This window comes from Hominimerdicola alba 8 (assembly GCF_000178155.2).
Taxonomy (GTDB): domain Bacteria; phylum Bacillota; class Clostridia; order Oscillospirales; family Ruminococcaceae; genus Hominimerdicola; species Hominimerdicola alba_C.
The window spans coordinates 65,455-83,572 of sequence record NZ_ADKM02000062.1; the positions used below are offsets into that span (position 1 = coordinate 65,455).

Consider the following 18,118-nt stretch of genomic DNA (forward strand, 5'->3'; position numbering starts at 1 on the left):
TTAATGCCAATTTTTTTGTAATTTTATTCACAAAATACTAATGATTTTTTTAGTCAGTTCTTACTATAAAGATAGCTGATTTAACATTTTTACAAAAAATTAAGCAGCACCGGGATTTTTTTTGTACCCGTTGACATAAACTGTTACCCGTCATTCTCAGCGGGGTCATTTTCATCATCATAAATACCGTTCTCTTCGCTTTCAGCCGCAGCCGAACGACCGCCGCCCGAAAGCAGTACAGGGTGCTTTTTGACATATATCTTGTAGGACGCCACATAAGTCACCAGTGCAGTGCCGAGCAGTACTATTATCGACCCCAGCACCCCTATCAGATAATTCCCGCCGCAGACTTCCGTCACCCATTTTGCGGGATAATAGAGCACCATGTAGAAGACTTCACCCTTGCCCTCAGCGTGGAAAGAATCGCGGAAGATAGCGGGGATGAAGTAAAACATGCCTATCAGTATCAGCACCGTCAGTATGGTCGTCATGCTCCACTCTTCATAAGCTGTATGCTTTCGCGCATCGTCAAAGAACACCCATATCAGGAACAGGCATATCACCACTGTTCCTATAACGGATTCCACATTCGGCTGTGTCAGGAAGTTCTTCACCCCGACCATCGAATAGGGCAGGAATGTCACCAGCGACGGGAACAATACCGCCCCCGTGAACGCCCCGAACAGCACCAGCGCCAGCAACAGACCAAGTCTTGCCAGAGTATAGCCGACTATGAAACGCAGCCAGTCATAGCTTTCGCTGCCCATGTCTATCAGCCTCCCGAATGTAAAGTATCGGCACTTTACTTTTCACCGTACTTACACAAACTTTTATTTATTTTATACAAATCAGTCGTTTGAAACATTTTGTTCAAAAAGATGCTCAACAAGCTCCTTAAGACCACTGTTCTGCGGGGTGTCCAGCTGCGGGTCTTTATCGAGTATCACCTTAGCCGCCGCCTGCGCCTTTACCAGAACATCCATGTTCTGCGACATATCAGCTATCTTCATCTTCGGCAGACCATGCTGCCTGCTGCCGAAGAAATCACCGGGACCCCTCAGTTTCAGGTCTTCCTGCGATATTTCAAAACCGTCATGGCTCTTTGAAAGTATCTTTAGCCGCTGAACGACTTCCTCAGTCGGGTTATCGGTTATCAGTATGCAGCTCGACTTGAACTGCCCTCTGCCCACACGCCCGCGCAGCTGATGCAGCTGCGAAAGCCCGAACCTGTCCGCATTTTCGATGACCATTATCGCCGCATTCGGCACATCTACCCCGACCTCGACAACAGTTGTCGAAACCAGCAGGTCAAGTTCATGTTCCTTGAACTGCTTCATGACCTTTTCCTTTTTGTCGGGTGCGAGCCTGCCATGCAGCAGACCCACACGGTAGTCCTTGAAAAAGCCCTCCGAAAGATTTTTCGCGTAGCTTTTGACATCTTGCAGGTCAGCCGCACTTTCCTCTATCATCGGGCAGACTATATAACCCTGCCTGCCTTCATCGAGATGCTGTTTCACATACCCGAAAGCCCTCTCCCTCAGCTTGCCCGTGACCGCGTAAGTTTCAACAGGCTGTCTGCCTTTGGGAAGTTCTTTCAGCACCGATATATCCAGATCACCGTATATCATCAGCGCCAGCGTTCTCGGTATTGGCGTTGCCGACATTACCAGCTTGTGGGGATTATCCCCCTTGCCCGCCAGCATCGCACGCTGTCCCACACCGAAGCGGTGCTGTTCGTCTGTTATGACCAGCCCCAGCTTTTTGAAAGTTGTGCTTGCCTGCACCAGTGCGTGCGTACCTACCACCACCGAGTACTCCCCTGCCGCGATGCCCGCCTTGACCTTTTCCTTCTTTTTGGCGGTCATCGAGCCTGTCAGCAGTACGACTTTCACGCCCAGCGGTTCAAGAAATCCGCACAGCGTTTCATAATGCTGTGCCGCCAGTATCTCGGTGGGAGCCATCAGCGCAGTCTGACAGCCGTTCTTGTAAGCGAAGAACGCCGCGCCCGCCGCCACAGCCGTCTTGCCCGAACCCACATCGCCCTGGATAAGGCGGTTCATCGGGAAATTCTTCTGCATATCGGCTATGCAGTCATTTATCGCATTTTTCTGACCATCGGTCAGTTCAAAGGGCAGACCGCTGTAATATTCATCGATGCTCTCGCCCGTCATCACACAGCCCGCATGTTCTCGGCACCTGCTCTTCATCATCAGCATACCCAGCGCCAGCGTCAGCAGTTCGTCAAACACCAGCCTGTCTTTCGCCATTTCGAGGGTGTGCATATCTGTGGGAAAATGAATGTTCTGCATCGCGAAGCCCAGCGAACAAAGTTCGTTCTCACGCAGTATCTCAGCGGGAACAGGCTCATATATCTGCGCCCCCAGTGAAGTCAGTGCCGCATGCACGTTCTGCCGCAGAAGATTTTGCGTGATGCCCTCAGTCAGCCTGTAAACGGGCTGAACGGGGTCAGTCCCCTCAGCGGGGTATATCTGCGGGGAATTTATCTCGCGCCGTATCAGGTTGCCCGTCAGCTTGCCGACCAGAAAATACTCCCGCTCGACTTCCAGCGATTTAAAAAGGTAGCCCGCGTTGTAAATGACTATCGTGAGATCGGCAGTATCATCGGTGAATACCGCCTTGTACACCGACAGCCCCCGCCTTATGGGAGCTTCGGGCAATTTGCGCACCACCCGCCCTTTCAGCACCACCGTTTCGTTCAGCGGCGCATCGCGAATGGTCTGCGGCGAATTCAGGTCGATGTAATAACGCGGGAAATGATACAGCAGGTCATAGACGGTCTTCACGCCCATATTCTCGTAAAGCTCGCTTTTCTTCGGACCCACGCCCGAAAGGTACATCACGGGCTTTGCAAGCTCCTTAATCATTCCCGACACCGCCTTGTCATACTTCTTCGTTTATATTATAACACATCTTCACAAAAATTGCAAGGGGGTTGGCGATGTTTTTTGTGATTAGTCCCTAAAACCCATAATAAAAAAAGAGAGCAGAACACATTCGGCTCTCTTAAATGGTATCTTTTTCCTTTTAATAGTTCACGGATTTATTTTTTTAACGACAATGTGCATAAAAAAAGCCTAATACATTTAAATAGTTTTCCAATTGAAATCAATAATATATTATGGTAAAATTTTAATAAGGAGGTGTACCTTATGTCAACAAATGAAACAAAAACCAAAATTTCCCACGATGACATAATGAAAATGCTTGATTCCTGTTACGGAAAGTGCATTAAAGGAATCCCTAAAGCTAGCAAACCTGTTGAAGAAATGGCTGATGACTATTTGCGAAAACACGGTTCACCGGACATAGCATGTAAAGCCATGCTAAAGAATCAAATTGCCAAATGCACCACTTCAGGTTTTTTATCAGGTTTTGGTGGTGCAATAATGTTGCCAGTAACTATTCCTGCTAACGTTGGTAGTGTTATTTATTTTCAGATGCGAATGATCGCATGCACCGCTTACATCGGTGGTTATGATCTTAATTGTGACCAGACTCAGACATTTGTTTACGCTTGTCTGGCTGGTGTCAGCGTTAACCAACTTGTCAAGCAGGCTGGTATTAAATTCGGGACAAAAATGGCAACTAGCCTTGTTAAAAAGATTCCCGGCAAAACTCTTACTAAAATCAATCAGAAAGTCGGATTTAGATTTTTGACTAAATTTGGTTCAAAAGGCATTGTAAATCTCGGCAAACTAATTCCCGGCGTCGGCGCTATTATAGGCGGCGGTCTTGATTGTGCGGAAACAACAATCATTTCAAACAGAGCCTATAAATGGTTTATAGAAGGAGATTTTTCTGGTAGTGATGATGAGCCGGAGGAAAAAGATATTATTGATTTAGAGATATAACAAAAAAGACCGCCCCTCACAGGACGGTCTTTCTTATTTCTATAAATCTATCAGCCCATCACAACAGTGATATTGGTCTGCTCGGTCATCTTGCACTCGCATACGAAGTCGCCCTCAACTGCCTCGCCGTTAACGGTTATCGACTTGATACCGCTCTGTACGTGGTCGGGGTTCTGTATGTCGATGGACAGGTGCTTGCCGCGGAAGTTCTTCTCTATCTTGAAGCCGTCCCACTCAGCAGGAATGGACGGGCTTATCACCAGACCCTCAGCGTTTGGCCTCATGCCGCAGATACCCTCAACACAGCCTACCATCACGGTCGAACCTGTGCCTGTCAGCCAGTGAACATGGCTCCTGCCCGCATAAGGCGAACGTGTGCTCTCGGTGAACTGACCGTGTACGTATGGCTCCAGCACTCTCTGCTCAGCCTTGTCGTTCATGCTTGCAGGCGCACTTTCAAGGAAGTACTCAAACGCCCTGTTGCCGTGACCCATCAGCGATTCTGCCAGTATTATCCAGCCCTGTGTCTGGCTGAATATACCGCCGTTCTCCTTAGTGTCGGGGTTGAATATGTGCATCAGCGCACCGTCAAAGTAGTGGTCTACATAAGGCGGTTCCATTATCTTTACGCCGTAAGGTGTGTTCAGTATCTCGTGAACGCTCTCCAGAGCCTTTTCAGCCTGCTCCTTGCTTGCAAAGCCCGAAATTACAGACCATGACTGAGGGTTCAGCCACATCGAAGCCTCAGGGTCAGCCTTCGCGCCGACTACCTCGCCGTTGTCGCGTATACCTCTGATAAATCTGTCCTCGTCCCAGCAGTCAGCCAGTGCCTTGCCCAGTTCAGCCTGAGCCTCAGTGATGTACCTGACATACTCAGCGTCCTTGCGCTCTTCTGCATAGCCCTTCATAACGCTCATCGCATAGTACAGCTGGAAAGCAACGAAAGTGGACTCGCCCTTCTTGCCCATTCTCAGACAGTCGTTCCAGTCAGCGTGCAGACCTGCGGGCATCTTGTGTGCGCCCAGTCTTTCCTGCGAGAAGCGTATAGCGTTCTTCAGATGATCGTAAACGGTAGCCTCTCCGCCGCCCTCTTCCGCATAAACGATGACTTCATCAAGGAATGCCTTGTTGCCTGTTTCACCGATATACTTAACTATTGTCGGGAACAGCCACAGCGCATCGTCCGCTCTGTAAGACGGGTGACCTGTTTCCTTAGCATATACGCTGTTCTCGTCGTTTTCATCGGGGCAAGTTTCGTGACCTGCTCTGTGGTCGAACTTAACGAGTGGCAGGCCGCCGCCGTTCGATACCTGCGCAGACAGCATGAAGCGTATCTTCTCAGCCGCCAGTTCGGGGTTGATGTGTATGATACCCTGTATATCCTGAACGGTATCTCTGTAACCGTAGCCGTTTCTCAGACCGCAGTAAATGAACGAAGCCGCTCTCGACCAGATGAATGTGATGAAGCACTGGTAAGCGTTCCATACATCGACCATGTTGTTGAACTCTTCGGAAGGTGTTTCTACCTGGAAGTTGTTCAGCTGACCATGCCAGTAGTCAACAAGTTCCTTGACCTCAGCATCTACCTTGCCCTCAGCCTTGTACTCAGCCATGATGTTCTCGGCAGTGATGGGGTCTTTCTGACCGAGAATGTAGATAAGTTCCTTAGTTTCGCCTGCCGCCAGTGTGAAGTCGGACTGCAAAGCGCCGCATGCGTTGGAGTTGTAGTTCAGTACGTTGTCGCACTTGCCGTTCTCAACAGCGATGGGGTTGCCGTAATCTCTGTAAGCGCCTATAAAGCTGTCAAGGTTGCCGTTGTAAGCCGAAACATCAGCGCCCACCAGACCGAAAAATCTCTCCTTGTGGTTAAAACCGTTCTCGTCCTTGCCGCTGTTCTCGTTTATGTGCTGAACTATCTTGTTGCCCTCAAAAGAGGTGCGTGTGATGAACAGTGTGTACTGTAAGTTTACCTGATCCTGCTCATAGTTGTTCTCGTTCGTGAACTCGATAAAGCCCCAAGTTGACAGGTTTCTCGCCTTGTCAGAGTCATTGGTGATCTTTATTCTCCACACCTCATAAGTCTTGTTGAGGGGCACATAGTAAGTCAGCGCAGACTTGATGCCCTTGTACTCAGAGTTGATGGTGGTGTAAGCAGTACCGTGATGGCACTCGGTCTTGTACTCATCAAGGCTCTTGCCTACAGGCTGCCATGTTGCAGACCAGTAATCCTTTGCATCGTTATCTCTGATGTAAACATATCTGCCCGGCAGACCGATGTTTGAATTGAAGCGATACCTTGCAATTCTGCCGTTTGCACCGCTCTTTACGAAGCTGTATCCGCCGCCGTTGTTTGAAACGATAGCGCCGTACTCAGGCGAACCGAGATAGTTTGCCCAGGGTGCGGGGGTATCGGGGCGAGTGATGACATATTCCTTGTTTTTCAGGTCAAAATAACCATACTGCATAGTCTTTCTCTCCTTTGAATTTTGAATTTCATATTATCCGCAAGCGATAAACGCCAGTCTCATTGTAACATATATCCGCATTTTTGACAAGGGGGTGCAGGGGCTTTTTTTCAAAAAAATCCGTAAATTTTTTAGTGCAAAGTGCAGTGATTTAAATTTATGTGGATATATTAAATCATTAAAAATAAATGAAAACGCACCCGCCACATTACAGCGGGTGCGAAAATTTTTTCGTTATAACAGTGATATCCTATTCAGTCCTGCTGATCTATGATCGCATATTTTCTGTCAATATTGTTGTCAGCAATACATTTCTCCACAGCTTCTTTGACATCTTCAAAGTACTTGTCCCAGTTCTCTATCTCATCGCGCCTGTAATGGTCAACTTGCATCCCGATGATCACGAACTCGTAATTCGGTTCGGAATCGGGATTCCATGCCTGTGAATCATGTATCTCTACTCTAACGCCAAGTTCATAGCCGTTTTCCTCTATACATTTATCTAACAGACGCTTTATCTCACCGGCATCAGTGATAAGTTCGGCAGAAGATGTTTCACTGTCGGCAGATACATCGGGCTTTTCGCCGCTGTTGTGCTTCACCGCAAATAAAACCACAATAGCCGCCGCTATAACGCAGAGTATGACCACTGTCAGCATCTTCTTTTTCATGCCGGCATCCTCCTTTAGTAAGAAATATTTGGGTCATTCCTGTAAAACCGAAGATGATACTCGCGGTAAAGACGCAAGTACTGTTATTTCGGGGATTATAGCATATATCCGCATCACTTTCAAGGGGGGGATATAAACATTCCTTAAACAGAATACAAATATTTTTCGCTGATATAAGTGCGGCTATTTCTTCTGACTGATAAGCGTATAAACAAAGTCCCCCGCTATCGCCGCCGCACAGATACAGCCGACTGCCGCCGTTATTTTCGGAAGTTTTCGGTAAAGCAGGCGCATCAGCGGGTGTACTGCTTTTACCAGCAAAAGACTGAGTCCGCCAAACATCAGCGAACTGTACAGTGCTATCCTCCCCTGAAAATTGAAACGCCACATGTGGTAGGACCATAGCTTTCTGCCAAGCGCCGCCTCTATGATATAAGATGCCGCCAGTTCCCCCGCTGTGGTGACAGCCATGCTGACAAGGAACACAAGCACCGCATTGTTCCTCTTACGGAAAACAAACAGCAGTATCAGCCCGAAAAAGCCGTAAATAGGCAGTATCGGCAGGTGCAGAAAACCTCTCGGTTCATAATGGCGGTACATGGCATACATCACTGCTATCTCATACAGCCACCCAACGAAACCGCACACCGCGAACTCGGCGGCATATGAAGCTGCAAGCGTAAGATCACACTTTTGTTTTTCTTTTTCCATCGCGTTCTCCTTTTGTACCAAAAAGCGGACTGCCGCATGACAGCCCGCGATATATCATTGTGTTCTGAAACAGTATCATACCGCTGTTGCCGCCCGCTGACGCAACATGCTATAGCAATCCAACTCTTTAAATTCACAAAATCCGGTCGCAAAAGCTGGGATTTATGGGTTTTGTGACTGGATTTTGTCTGAATTTTAAGGCGGATTGCTATAAACACAGTTCTTACAGACGATATGAAAACAGCGCCGCAATATCATCACTGTTCCAGCTTTTTGAGGAACGCCCTCGTCCTGTCATTTGACGGGTTGTCGATAACATCGGCAGGTGCGCCCTGTTCGACTATAACTCCGCCGTCCATGAAGACCACATGGTCTGAGATACTTCTGGCAAAAGCTATCTCGTGGGTGACTATGACCATAGTCATCTTCTCTTCCGCCAGTTCTTTCAGAACTTTCAGTATCTCGGCAGTAAGTTCGGGGTCAAGTGCCGAAGTCGGCTCATCGAAGAACAGCATCTTCGGCTTCATGTTCAGCGCCCTCGCTATGGCAACACGCTGCTGCTGTCCGCCCGAAAGCTGGTAGGGGTAATAATCAGCCTTACTGTCAAGCCCCATCTTTTTCAGCAGTACTTCCGCACTCTTTGCGACCTCTTCCTTATCGCGCTTCATGACATGTATCGGCGCATCGCAGATATTCTTCATGACCGAATAGTGCGGAAAGAGGTTGAAACTCTGGAAAACAAGGCTGAAATAACTCTTTATCTCCTTAAGTTCGCTTTTGGTAGCATATTTAGCATCTTTCACCGCTGTTTTGCCGCAGTAAGTGAGAGTGCCGCCGTCAACAGTTTCCAGCATCGACATGCACCTCAACAGTGTCGATTTGCCCGAACCCGACGGTCCCAGAATGGACACCACCTGACCTTCACTGACTTCAAGGCTGATATCTTTCAGCACTTCCAGGTCATCAAAACTCTTCTTGACATTTTTAACTTCAAGTAATTTCATGCAGCGTCCCTCCTATCTGTAATAGTTCATTTTCTTCTCGACAAGTTCCATAATGAAAGCCACGAGGAAGTTGAACACATAATAGAACAGACCTGCCACGAACAGCGGCAGTATGGTCGCCTGTGAAGCCGCCACCTGCTTTGCCACAGTGAACATCTCGGTATAGGCTATTGCAAATGCCAGCGAGGTATCCTTTACCAGCGTGATTATCTCATTGGTCACAGAGGGAAGGATATTCTTGACCATCTGCGGGAAAACTATCTTGAAAAAGCGCTGTGAGCGGGAATAACCCAGTATCTCACAGGCTTCGTACTGCCCTTTTGGCACCGCCTGTATGCCCGAACGGTATATCTCTGCAAAATAAGCCGCGTAGTTCAGTGAAAAGCCTATTATGACCGCATAAAAACGGTAGTCGGGCGAGATGGGCACTTTGAACAGGTAGTAAGGTCCGAACATTACCACCAACAGCTGGAGCATCAGCGGAGTACCTCTCACCACCGATATATACAGCTTTGTCAGCAGACTCAGCGGCTTGAATTTTGACATGCGCCCGAATGCTATCAGCAGACCCAGCGGCAAAGCGAACAGCAAAGTCAGAAAAAATATACTGAGTGTTGCGCCGAAACCTTCAAACAGCTTACGGCAAATGTCTATTATCTGCGGTACCAGCCCCGCATTTTCAGCCAGTATCATCATTCTGCCTTGTCAGCGGGGTCAAAGCACAGGCTTGCTTTGTCGATGCCCCTGTCAGCCCATTCATCGGCTATCTTTTCAAAGGTGCCGTCCTCATACATCTTTACAAGAGTATCCTGTACCTTATCTCTCAGCTCGGTATTGCCCTTGAGGAAACCAACGCCGTATCTCTCGGTAGAAACGTTCTCATCAAGGATAACATAAGCATCACCTCTGCTTGAAACTTCGTAGGCAGCAACACCGTAGTCCATGCAGATAGCATCTGCGGCACCGCTTTCGAGGTTCAGGAACGCGGTGTTATAATCACCCACCTGCTGGAGGTCTGCAAAAGTTGCAGCCAGCGCCTTATTTTCATCGCTGGCATCTTCACCGTCAAGTGCATGCAGTGCCGAAGAGTCAGCCTGAACGATGACTACCTTGCCTGCAAGACCCTTGAGGTCACTGATACCGCCGTCAGCCTTGACTACGACCACCTGTGAATTGTCGATATAAGGCGTACTCCATGTATATGAATCCTCTCTGCCGTTGATGGTGAAACCGTTCCAGATGCAGTCTATAGAACCCGAAGAAAGTTCCATATCCTTTGAATCCCAGTCGATAGGCTGCTTTACCAGTTCCCAGTCATTTCGCTTGCAGACTTCCTCAGCCAGCGACAGGTCAAAGCCAACATATTCACCGTTATCGTCCTTAAAACCGTAGGGCGGGAACTCAGCATCAAAGCCGACAGTAAAAGTCTTCTTGCCGTCAGCAGACTTTTTCTCACCCTTTTCACCCTTAGCGCCGCAGCCCGAAAAAGCTGCTGCAACAACTGCCATGCCAAGCACAGCAGCCATAACTCTCTTAAGAACCATCTTATGATCTCCTCCCGAAATTTATTGACATAAATTAACATTTTGATACATTTACCCAAAAAGTCCTTTACTATACTATCACATTAGCAGACCTTTGTCAATAGCATATTTCTCGGCAAATTTGTTAATTTTTCAGCCTTTTGCGGGCTTTTCGCACTTGAAAAAAAGCTGAGAACATGGTATAATAAAATACAGTCATCCCGCTGACACAACGCACTGAACAGCTTTTTAGCCGGCGGTTTTCAATAACCGTCCTTTGTTATACCATTATTTTTATGCTGTCTTAAAGGGATAACCATATACTATAATATAAAATTTGTTCCCGCGCTGACAGGCCGCACAGGCATGGCGGTTCAGCGGGGAACATTTGTTGTGAGGTTTTTCCTCCATGCAGGCGTTGGAAGAAACTTTAGCGGTGCATTTCGCATTTATTATTGCAATCCAACTATTTAAATTCACAAAATCCAGTCGCAAAAGCTCGGATCTATGGATTTTGTCTGAATTTTAAGGCGGATCGCTATAGTATGAAGCACCGTTCACGGCAGATATCGGGACAAACGGGAAGTGCCCATGTGGGTCTTGCGTTTTTAAACTTCGTCATTACACCGCGTTTCGGCGTCTGCCCCTCTTATGCACTTTGGCGTGGGCAGAGGCGGTGGGGTGCGTTCATTCTTCGTCTGTCATGTCGGGTGCGTTGTCAAGCTGCTGCGGGGAATACAGGAGTGTTCCTGCCGATAGTCGTACCGTAGTTCCGATAGGGGCGGCGAACAGCGTACATACTCTCCTACTGACAGCGAAAATCGGTCAAAAGTTGTACGTTTTTGTACAACTTTTAATGAAATATTTCCGAATTAAAATAAAAAACAGTTGTTTGCACAGGCTGTTGTGCGCCATTTTATTGCATATGCACATGAAACGGCGGTGGCTTTTTGAATTATTTTTTTCCTTTAACAAAAAAATTGGTACGACAAGGGGCAACGGCTGTGACTTTTCCGAAATGTGGTCAATTCTATATTGCGCTGCCTAAAAGTGCCTATATGACGCAGGAAATGACCGCCGAATATTTCAGCCCGATGCTGACGACTGCAAAACATTAACGAAAGGAGTGAGAATATGCCCATAGACCGCAAACACCGCCGCGAGATGCTTTTCGGGGCGGGCGCTGTGCTGTTCTCAGGGATCTTCAGGCTGGTGCTGGAAGATACTGTAATAAGTTACCACTGCATACTGGCGCTGATACTGCTGACAGTTTACCTGATATGGCTTTTCTCCTCACGCAGGCGTTTCCCGCAGAGGGGCATGCGGCGGCTGCTGACAGCTTCGGCGCTGCTGATGATGGTCTGGTGCATCGTAAAGACCATAAGGTACGAATTCATACCTGCTGACTCTTTTCTCAGCAGACAGATATGGTACTGGTATTACTTTCCTGTGATAATGCTGCCGCTGCTGCTGCTTATGGCGACTTTTTACATCGGCAGGACGGACAGCTATGAACTGCCTGCAGCATCGCCTGTGGCTTTCATACCTGCTACACTGCTGGCAGCGGGGATAGCCACAAATGACCTGCATCAGCTGGCTTTCAGATTTGAACACGGCATACCGAATACCGATGACCGCTACAGCTACGGTCCGCTGTATTACTGTGCCATCGGGTCTATGATATTCTGTCTGTGCGGGATACTTTTCAAGACACTGCGCGGCTGCACACGCAAGCAGTTTCGCAGGAGTTTTGTAATACCTGCTGGTGTGACCACTATGGCGGGTCTTTACCTGCTGCTGTACACCAACGACAAAAACCCGCTCCTGTTTCAGAGAATGTATGAATTTCCCGACATGACCTGTTTGTTCTTCGTGAGTTTCTGGGAGAGTCTGGTGATGACCCACATGCTGCCATCGAATGACGGTCATGAGGAGTTTTTCAAGGCTTCGCTGATAAATGCAGGGCTGGCTGACAGCGAGATGAACGTGGTGCTGCACGGTGAGAACAGTCCCCTGCCTGACAAGGAACAGCTGAAAGAAGCTGAGAACGGCGAAGTGATAAAAGACGGCATGCTGCTGAAAGTTCAGCCTGTGAAAGGCGGATATTTCTACTGGGCTGAGGATATACGCGAATTACAGCAGATAAACATGCAGCTGGAAGAAACGCGGTCATACCTCGAAGAAGAGAATGCGATGCTGGACGAGGCGCAGCACCTCGAAGAGGGCAGGCGGCGCACTGCTGAACAGAACAAGCTGTATGACAGCATATCACGAAGGCTGAAACCGAACTTTGACAGGCTTTCGGAGAGGCTGGAAGTTCTGCCCGATGACGAAGAGGGCTTCCGAAACAGCATGAAGAGGGCGGCGATAGATGCCGTCTTCATAAAGCGATGCTCAAATCTTCTGCTGCTGGCGGGCAGCGATGGATATATAGACAGCGGCGAACTGGCGCTATCGGTCGGTGAATCGCTGGGATATCTTGAATTATCGGGGATATTCGGCAATGCTGAGATACCTCGCGGTAAAAAGCTGACGGCTGATACGGTACTGCTGATGTACGAACTTTTTCAGGCGGCGGTGGAGAACGCTCTGCCTGCGCTGAATGCTGTGATGGTCACGCTGGACTTCGGGAATGGCATTGATTACAGGATAGAACTTGACAATGAAGACAAGCCCGAACTTTCAGCATTTGAGAAGAGGACGGCGCTGTTGGGCGGCAGGATATCGGCTGAAAGTTCTGACGGCAGCTGCTTCATCACATTTTCTGTGAAAGGGGGCGGCGGCGAATGACACTGACAGATGCGCCGATATCTCTGCTATCGGTCATGGGTACAGGCACTTTCCTGCTGGATATACTGATGCTGGCATTGATAATAAGACGGCACATCGCGGGGCTTGGCAGGCGGATATACTTTGTCTGCATACCTGCGCTGACAGCGGGGATACTGCTGCTGTGGAACATCACAAAAGTCACCCGCTGGCGGATAATGGAGATGCCTGTTTCAGAATATGAAGACCGTTCATACTGCCCGAACACATATCTCTGTCTTGGGCTTATGCTGGTTTTAGCGGTGCTGGGCATCGTGCTGTGGACAAGGCAGGAGATGGACATAAAGAACAGCCTGACACCGCAATCGCTGGAAGAAGGGCTGAACAGTCTGCCTGACGGGGTCGCATTTACCACTCCGCAGGGCGTGCCGCTGTTCGTGAACAGCACCATGCACCGCACCTGCATAGAGGCTATGGGCATACCGCTGTTTGACAGCAATCTGCTGGAACTCAGTTTGCAGAGAAACAAACTGCGAAAGGGGTGCAGTTCTGAGGTACGCGGCAAGAGGTACTTCCTGCACCTGAGAGATGGAAGTGTGCGCGATATACACAAGCGTCTTATAAATGTCGGCGGCGTAAAGGTATGGGAACTGACTGCTTATGATGTCACGGAACGGTATCAGAAGAGCCGTGAGCTGGAAGAGCGAAATGAACATCTGAAAGAAGTGAACCTCCGGCTGAGGGATTACAACAACGAGATGAACGCGCTGATACGCGAAGAAGAAGTCCTTGCGGCGAAGATACGCATACACGATGATGTGGGCAGGGCATTGCTGGCGCTTAAAAGCTACCTGATACGCGGAGGCGACAGGGCTGCGCTGATGGAGTTGTGGCAGTTCACTGCGGGGATACTGAAAGGCGAGAACGAACCCGATGACAGCGCAGACCCTATAGGGGCGCTGAGAGAAGCCGCAGAAGCGGTCGGGGTAAGGCTGACGCTGAACGGTGAGATACCCGATGATATGCGCAAGGTGCTGGTGATAGCGATACACGAATGTCTGACAAATACGGTCAAGCATGCAGACGGCAGTGAACTGACCGTTGACCTGACCGATGAAGACGGCGTTATGACCGCAGTGTTCACCAATGACGGCAAGCCGCCTGAGGGCGAGATAAGCGAAAAAGGCGGTCTTAAGAGCCTGCGCACAGCGGTCGAGCAGGTGCGGGGCGAGATGGAACTGGCAGCAGTTCCGCAGTTCAGGCTGACGATAAGGGTGGACAGAAAGGAGTAATACAATGGAAAAATACAGAGTGATGATAGTGGACGACCAGTCCATTTCAAGGCACTTGTTTGAGATGTACGTTAACAATTCGCCTAAATACGAACTGGCTTTCTCGCTGAGTTCGGCGCAGGCGGCTGATGTTTATATACTGCGGCATCAGGTAGACCTGATACTGATGGACATTCTTATGAATGACGGTTCAAACGGGCTTGATGCGGCTGAGAAGATAAAATCTTTAAGACCTGAGATAAAGATAATCGCGGTGACATCGATGCCCGAATATTCGTGGCTGGAAAAAGCGAAGTCCATCGGCATAGAGAGTTTCTGGTACAAGGAAGCAGACGAACAGACCATACTTGAAGTTATGGACAGGACGATGGCGGGCGACCATGTATACCCGCGCAGCAGCCCGACCGTAAAGCTGGGACTGGCTGACAGTTCGGAATTCACAGAGCGTGAACTGGAGATACTGCGGGTAGTGACCACAGGTGCGACAAACCAGCAGGTCGCGGAACAGCTGGGGATATCCGAGAACACGGTGAAGTCACATGTGCGTTCGATGCTTGACAAGACAGGTTTCAGAAGCCGGACCGAACTTGCCATAAAAGCCCGCGTCATCGGCATAACCATCAGCAATTCCTGATACGGTCATCAAACTGAATATGAAAAAGTGCGCCTGCGGCAATTTCCGCAGACGCACTTTTATTTTACAATATGACTATCCCTTTAGAACACCGGCTGAAAATGCGGTAAACAAAAGAATAATTGAGCGCCTCACGCCAAGAACCTTAAGTTCTGTATAGCCGCTGTTTTTGTGGTGTGTCAGCGGGATAACCACATTTTACAAAAAAGGTGGGAGCAAGCCCCCACCCTGATGTATATTCGGTACAGATATCAGAGCATCGATGCTCTCAGTTCTTCGCCGCTCTTTGGCGAGAGGTATGCAGGTGCGATATCGAATACGGTCTTGCAGCCTGCTGCGCCCTCTTTCTGGAGTCTTACAGCTGCCCTTGCGTATGCTACCAGTATGCTGGAAGTGAACTCGGGGTTGGAACCAAGTTTCAGGCTGTACTCGATGATGTGACGAGTTTCGCCGTTCACGCCAGTCTTGCCGCTTCTGAATACGAAGCCGCCGTGAGGGATACCGCTGTGCTTTTCGTTCAGTTCTTCCTGCGAAATGAAGTTTACAGTGGTATCATAGTCGGAGAAGTAGTTGGGCATGGTCTTGATAGTTTCCTCTATCTTAGCCTTGTCAGCGCCCTCTTCGGCTACAACGAAGCACTCTCTTGTATGCTTCTGTCTGGTGGTCAGTTCGGGGTCTTCGCCGTTTCTTACAGCGTCCATAGCTGCCTGAACGGGAACAGTGTACTGCTTGCCGTCAGCAACGCCCTCAACTCTTCTGATAGCGTCGGAATGACCCTGAGATACGCCCTTGCCCCAGAAAGTGTAATCCTTGCCATCAGGCAGTATGCAGCTGCCGTACAATCTCTGTACAGAGAACATACCCGGATCCCAGCCCACTGAGATAACGCTGACATTGCCGCCCTCTTTAGCAGCGGCATCGACATTTGCGAAATGCTCGGGGATCCTTGCGTGAGTATCGAAGCTGTCGATAACGTTGAACAGCTTTGCAAACTGAGGTGTCTGCACAGGCAGGTCGGTAGCGCTGCCGCCGCAGAGTATCAGAACATCGATCTTATCCTTGAAATCAGCCACATCATTTACAGAGTAAACGCCCACACCTTCGGTGAGTATTTTCAGTGAAGAAGGATCTCTTCTGGTGAATACCGCAGCAAGCTCGGTATCGGGGTTCTGTCTTATAGCAAGCTCAACGCCTCTGCCGAGATTGCCGTAGCCAACAATACCTATACGAATGTTTGACATATTGATCATTTCCTTTCTAACTAAAAAAGAACTTTACTCTGTTATTTTACCACAAAATCCTATTTCCGTCAATAGCGCAGCAGACCTCAGGACTGCTGTTTTCCGCATTTTCTACCATAATTTTCAGAGATTTCGGGCGTTTTGACGCAAGTTCGGTTTACAGCGATAAAGCGGGATTTTAAAGCATATCGCTTTAGTATGTTATAATGCCATCTGCACAAAAACAAGCATTTATTTTTATGCAAAAGGCAGAAATTGTTATTACTGTGCCACGCTCTGCCGAAATTAGCCGAAAATATGTTATAATTTGAGTGAGGTGATGTTATGGACACGATAGACAGCATTTTTACACGGCACAGCTATCGAAAACATGCTTTTGGCGATACATGCACCGGGATATGCCTCCTGCCGGTATGAGGGTCACATAACAGATGATGACCGTATCTGTGACAAACCGGCTGCGATACCGGATTGCTATAATTATCCTTTTGTTTACCGCATTTTCAGCAGGTGTGCCAAAGAGGCAGTCAAGTGTGAATATGAAAAAACTCCCACCGCGTGAGCAAAGGGAGTTTTTTTGTACTATAGCTTATTTTTTCTTCTTTGCGGCGAGTGCGATGACCACACCGATGAGTGCAGCGGCACCGACCGCAATGGCGACTATAAGACCTGTGTTGGACTTCTTTTCGGTCTTTTCTTCGGTTTCGGAGGAGTTTTCTGCCTTTGATACAGCCTTGCTGTCAGCGGGGGCTTCTTCCTCTGCGGCGGGGGCTTCCTCTGCGGGTGATTCGCTTTCGGCAGTGCTTTCTGCGACCGACTCGGCTGTGCTCTCTTCGCCGCCTATCGGCGGGTCATTGGCGATATCGCCGTTGCCGCTGACCTTCTCGACCGTTTCATCGGCAAAGCCCTCTATCTTATCGGTGGGCAGACCTGATATCGTGAAATTGATGGTAATGGGGTCGGTGGTCTTCCATGCGTAGTTATCCATCGGCGGGTCGGTGACGGCAGGTTCGCCGTAGGCGTTCTTTATTTTCAGCATTTTACCGTCAAGTTCGGAATCTTCGGGGAGCGGCTGTTCGATGAACGTATACTTGACACCGTCGATGGTAACATCATCTATATTGACGACCACTGTCGGCTGAAAGCCCTCTTCCTCATCGGGGGCTTCAAGCGGAAGTTCAAGATACAGACCGAAGTAGCCGCAGTAGTAGTCACCGCCCGAAACATCTTTGCAGTCGTAGCCGCTCATATCAACGGTATAGGAACCGTTGCCTGTGATGTTGACATCGTGGTAGGTGCTGGAAACTTCCATAGTGCCCATCTCATCCATAGCGGGTTCACTGGTGCCGCGACGGTAGTCCCACCAGTCCATTATCATCCACGCTATACCTGCCTGACCGTAAACGCCGTTCTCATCGGGCTGAGGTATCTCCTCCTCTGCCGCATAAGCGGTCACGCCCGATGCCATCATAGACAGTGATGCGATGCCCGCACAGAAGACAGATGCCGTTTTTTTCAGTATGCTTTTCATATCAATATCCTCCATTATCACAAAGACAGCCTTACGCAGAAGGTCTGCCATACTGACATTATCCTTTATGACTATCCCTTTAGCACACCAACTATAGCAATCCAACTTTTTAAATTCACAAAATCCAGTCGCAAAAGCTGGGATTTATGGGTTTTGTGACTGGATTTTGTCTGAATTTTAAGGCGGATTGCTATAAAAATGCGGTAAACAAAAGGATAATTGAGCGCCCCATATTTTTCCCCCGCCTGCGGTATTGCAAAAAAACGCCAACTATTGCTGAAAAACTTTTTGGTACGGTGTGTCAGCGGGATAACCATATTCTTTTTACACTGCATTTTTTATGCTGAACTAAAGGGACGGTCAATTTTTGTTATATTTGATAACGATTTCATTATAAACTATTTC

At 48.7% G+C, this 18,118-nt stretch carries 14 protein-coding genes; 4 read left to right on the top strand and 10 right to left on the bottom strand.

The genetic code is table 11. From position 1 onward, the window contains the following. Positions 1 to 143: 143 nt before the first annotated feature. A complete protein-coding gene (locus tag CUS_RS05690; protein ID WP_002848192.1) occupies positions 144 to 767 on the bottom strand; it encodes a hypothetical protein in 624 nt (207 codons plus the stop codon). A gap of 81 nt (positions 768 to 848) precedes the next feature. Further along, on the bottom strand, positions 849 to 2,885 hold the full coding sequence (recG, locus tag CUS_RS05695) for an ATP-dependent DNA helicase RecG (protein ID WP_002848334.1): 2,037 nt from the start codon (positions 2,883 to 2,885) through the stop codon (positions 849 to 851). Positions 2,886 to 3,170: 285 nt separating this feature from the next. On the opposite strand from recG, the gene CUS_RS05700 reads away from it, so the two are divergent. Continuing rightward, positions 3,171 to 3,872 (top strand): EcsC family protein, encoded by a 702-nt coding sequence (locus tag CUS_RS05700; protein ID WP_002848610.1) that lies wholly within the window; start codon positions 3,171 to 3,173, stop codon positions 3,870 to 3,872. Positions 3,873 to 3,922: 50 nt separating this feature from the next. Here CUS_RS05700 and CUS_RS05705 read toward each other — a convergent pair whose 3' ends face one another. The 6 genes from CUS_RS05705 to CUS_RS05730 all read right to left on the bottom strand — a co-directional run bounded on the left by CUS_RS05705 (position 3,923) and on the right by CUS_RS05730 (position 10,267). Next, complete coding sequence (locus CUS_RS05705; protein ID WP_002848532.1) at positions 3,923 to 6,337, bottom strand: GH36-type glycosyl hydrolase domain-containing protein; 2,415 nt, start codon at positions 6,335 to 6,337, stop codon at positions 3,923 to 3,925. 254 nt (positions 6,338 to 6,591) lie between these two features. After that, complete coding sequence (locus tag CUS_RS05710) at positions 6,592 to 7,008, bottom strand: hypothetical protein (protein ID WP_002848515.1); 417 nt, start codon at positions 7,006 to 7,008, stop codon at positions 6,592 to 6,594. Positions 7,009 to 7,191: 183 nt separating this feature from the next. Continuing rightward, on the bottom strand, positions 7,192 to 7,719 hold the full coding sequence (locus CUS_RS05715) for a putative ABC transporter permease (RefSeq protein WP_002848493.1): 528 nt from the start codon (positions 7,717 to 7,719) through the stop codon (positions 7,192 to 7,194). A gap of 257 nt (positions 7,720 to 7,976) precedes the next feature. Beyond that, positions 7,977 to 8,723 carry an amino acid ABC transporter ATP-binding protein gene (locus CUS_RS05720; protein ID WP_002848337.1) on the bottom strand — a complete coding sequence of 249 codons (747 nt, stop codon included), beginning with the start codon at positions 8,721 to 8,723 and terminating at the stop codon, positions 7,977 to 7,979. Between the two features lie 12 nt (positions 8,724 to 8,735). Beyond that, entirely contained in the window at positions 8,736 to 9,416 is a 681-nt protein-coding gene (locus CUS_RS05725) for an amino acid ABC transporter permease (RefSeq protein WP_002848166.1), read from the bottom strand. Then, a complete protein-coding gene (locus CUS_RS05730; RefSeq protein ID WP_002848335.1) occupies positions 9,416 to 10,267 on the bottom strand; it encodes an amino acid ABC transporter substrate-binding protein in 852 nt (283 codons plus the stop codon). The genes CUS_RS05725 and CUS_RS05730 overlap by 1 nt, the downstream gene beginning before the upstream one ends. Positions 10,268 to 11,380: 1,113 nt before the next feature. On the opposite strand from CUS_RS05730, the gene CUS_RS05735 reads away from it, so the two are divergent. Genes CUS_RS05735 through CUS_RS05745 form a run of 3 tightly spaced genes read left to right on the top strand, consistent with a single transcriptional unit; the run spans position 11,381 to position 14,941 of the window. Beyond that, a complete protein-coding gene (locus CUS_RS05735; RefSeq protein ID WP_002848332.1) occupies positions 11,381 to 13,036 on the top strand; it encodes a histidine kinase N-terminal 7TM domain-containing protein in 1,656 nt (551 codons plus the stop codon). Then, positions 13,033 to 14,307, top strand: a complete 1,275-nt coding sequence (locus CUS_RS05740; protein ID WP_002848646.1) for a hypothetical protein — start codon at positions 13,033 to 13,035, stop codon at positions 14,305 to 14,307. Before CUS_RS05735 ends, CUS_RS05740 begins: the two co-directional genes overlap by 4 nt. Before the next feature lie 4 nt (positions 14,308 to 14,311). Beyond that, on the top strand, positions 14,312 to 14,941 hold the full coding sequence (locus CUS_RS05745; protein WP_002848350.1) for a response regulator transcription factor: 630 nt from the start codon (positions 14,312 to 14,314) through the stop codon (positions 14,939 to 14,941). Positions 14,942 to 15,192: 251 nt separating this feature from the next. Here CUS_RS05745 and CUS_RS05750 read toward each other — a convergent pair whose 3' ends face one another. Beyond that, positions 15,193 to 16,182, bottom strand: coding sequence for a diaminopimelate dehydrogenase (locus tag CUS_RS05750; RefSeq protein ID WP_002848248.1), 990 nt, complete (start codon positions 16,180 to 16,182; stop codon positions 15,193 to 15,195). Positions 16,183 to 16,771: 589 nt separating this feature from the next. After that, entirely contained in the window at positions 16,772 to 17,764 is a 993-nt protein-coding gene (locus CUS_RS05760; protein WP_002848415.1) for a hypothetical protein, read from the bottom strand. Between the last annotated feature and the right edge of the window lie 354 nt (positions 17,765 to 18,118).

What these genes read in the sequence shown, in the direction of transcription:
- CUS_RS05745 (WP_002848350.1), top strand. Translation starts at nt 14,312, where the DNA reads ATGGAAAAATACAGAGTGATGATAGTGGACGACCAGTCCATTTCAAGG.
- CUS_RS05705 (WP_002848532.1), bottom strand. Translation starts at nt 6,337, where the DNA reads ATGCAGTATGGTTATTTTGACCTGAAAAACAAGGAATATGTCATCACT.
- CUS_RS05750 (WP_002848248.1), bottom strand. Translation starts at nt 16,182, where the DNA reads ATGTCAAACATTCGTATAGGTATTGTTGGCTACGGCAATCTCGGCAGA.
- CUS_RS05690 (WP_002848192.1), bottom strand. Translation starts at nt 767, where the DNA reads ATGGGCAGCGAAAGCTATGACTGGCTGCGTTTCATAGTCGGCTATACT.
- CUS_RS05725 (WP_002848166.1), bottom strand. Translation starts at nt 9,416, where the DNA reads ATGATACTGGCTGAAAATGCGGGGCTGGTACCGCAGATAATAGACATT.
- CUS_RS05700 (WP_002848610.1), top strand. Translation starts at nt 3,171, where the DNA reads ATGTCAACAAATGAAACAAAAACCAAAATTTCCCACGATGACATAATG.
- CUS_RS05740 (WP_002848646.1), top strand. Translation starts at nt 13,033, where the DNA reads ATGACACTGACAGATGCGCCGATATCTCTGCTATCGGTCATGGGTACA.
- CUS_RS05720 (WP_002848337.1), bottom strand. Translation starts at nt 8,723, where the DNA reads ATGAAATTACTTGAAGTTAAAAATGTCAAGAAGAGTTTTGATGACCTG.
- CUS_RS05715 (WP_002848493.1), bottom strand. Translation starts at nt 7,719, where the DNA reads ATGGAAAAAGAAAAACAAAAGTGTGATCTTACGCTTGCAGCTTCATAT.
- CUS_RS05730 (WP_002848335.1), bottom strand. Translation starts at nt 10,267, where the DNA reads ATGGTTCTTAAGAGAGTTATGGCTGCTGTGCTTGGCATGGCAGTTGTT.
- CUS_RS05735 (WP_002848332.1), top strand. Translation starts at nt 11,381, where the DNA reads ATGCCCATAGACCGCAAACACCGCCGCGAGATGCTTTTCGGGGCGGGC.
- CUS_RS05710 (WP_002848515.1), bottom strand. Translation starts at nt 7,008, where the DNA reads ATGAAAAAGAAGATGCTGACAGTGGTCATACTCTGCGTTATAGCGGCG.
- recG (WP_002848334.1), bottom strand. Translation starts at nt 2,885, where the DNA reads ATGATTAAGGAGCTTGCAAAGCCCGTGATGTACCTTTCGGGCGTGGGT.
- CUS_RS05760 (WP_002848415.1), bottom strand. Translation starts at nt 17,764, where the DNA reads ATGGCAGACCTTCTGCGTAAGGCTGTCTTTGTGATAATGGAGGATATT.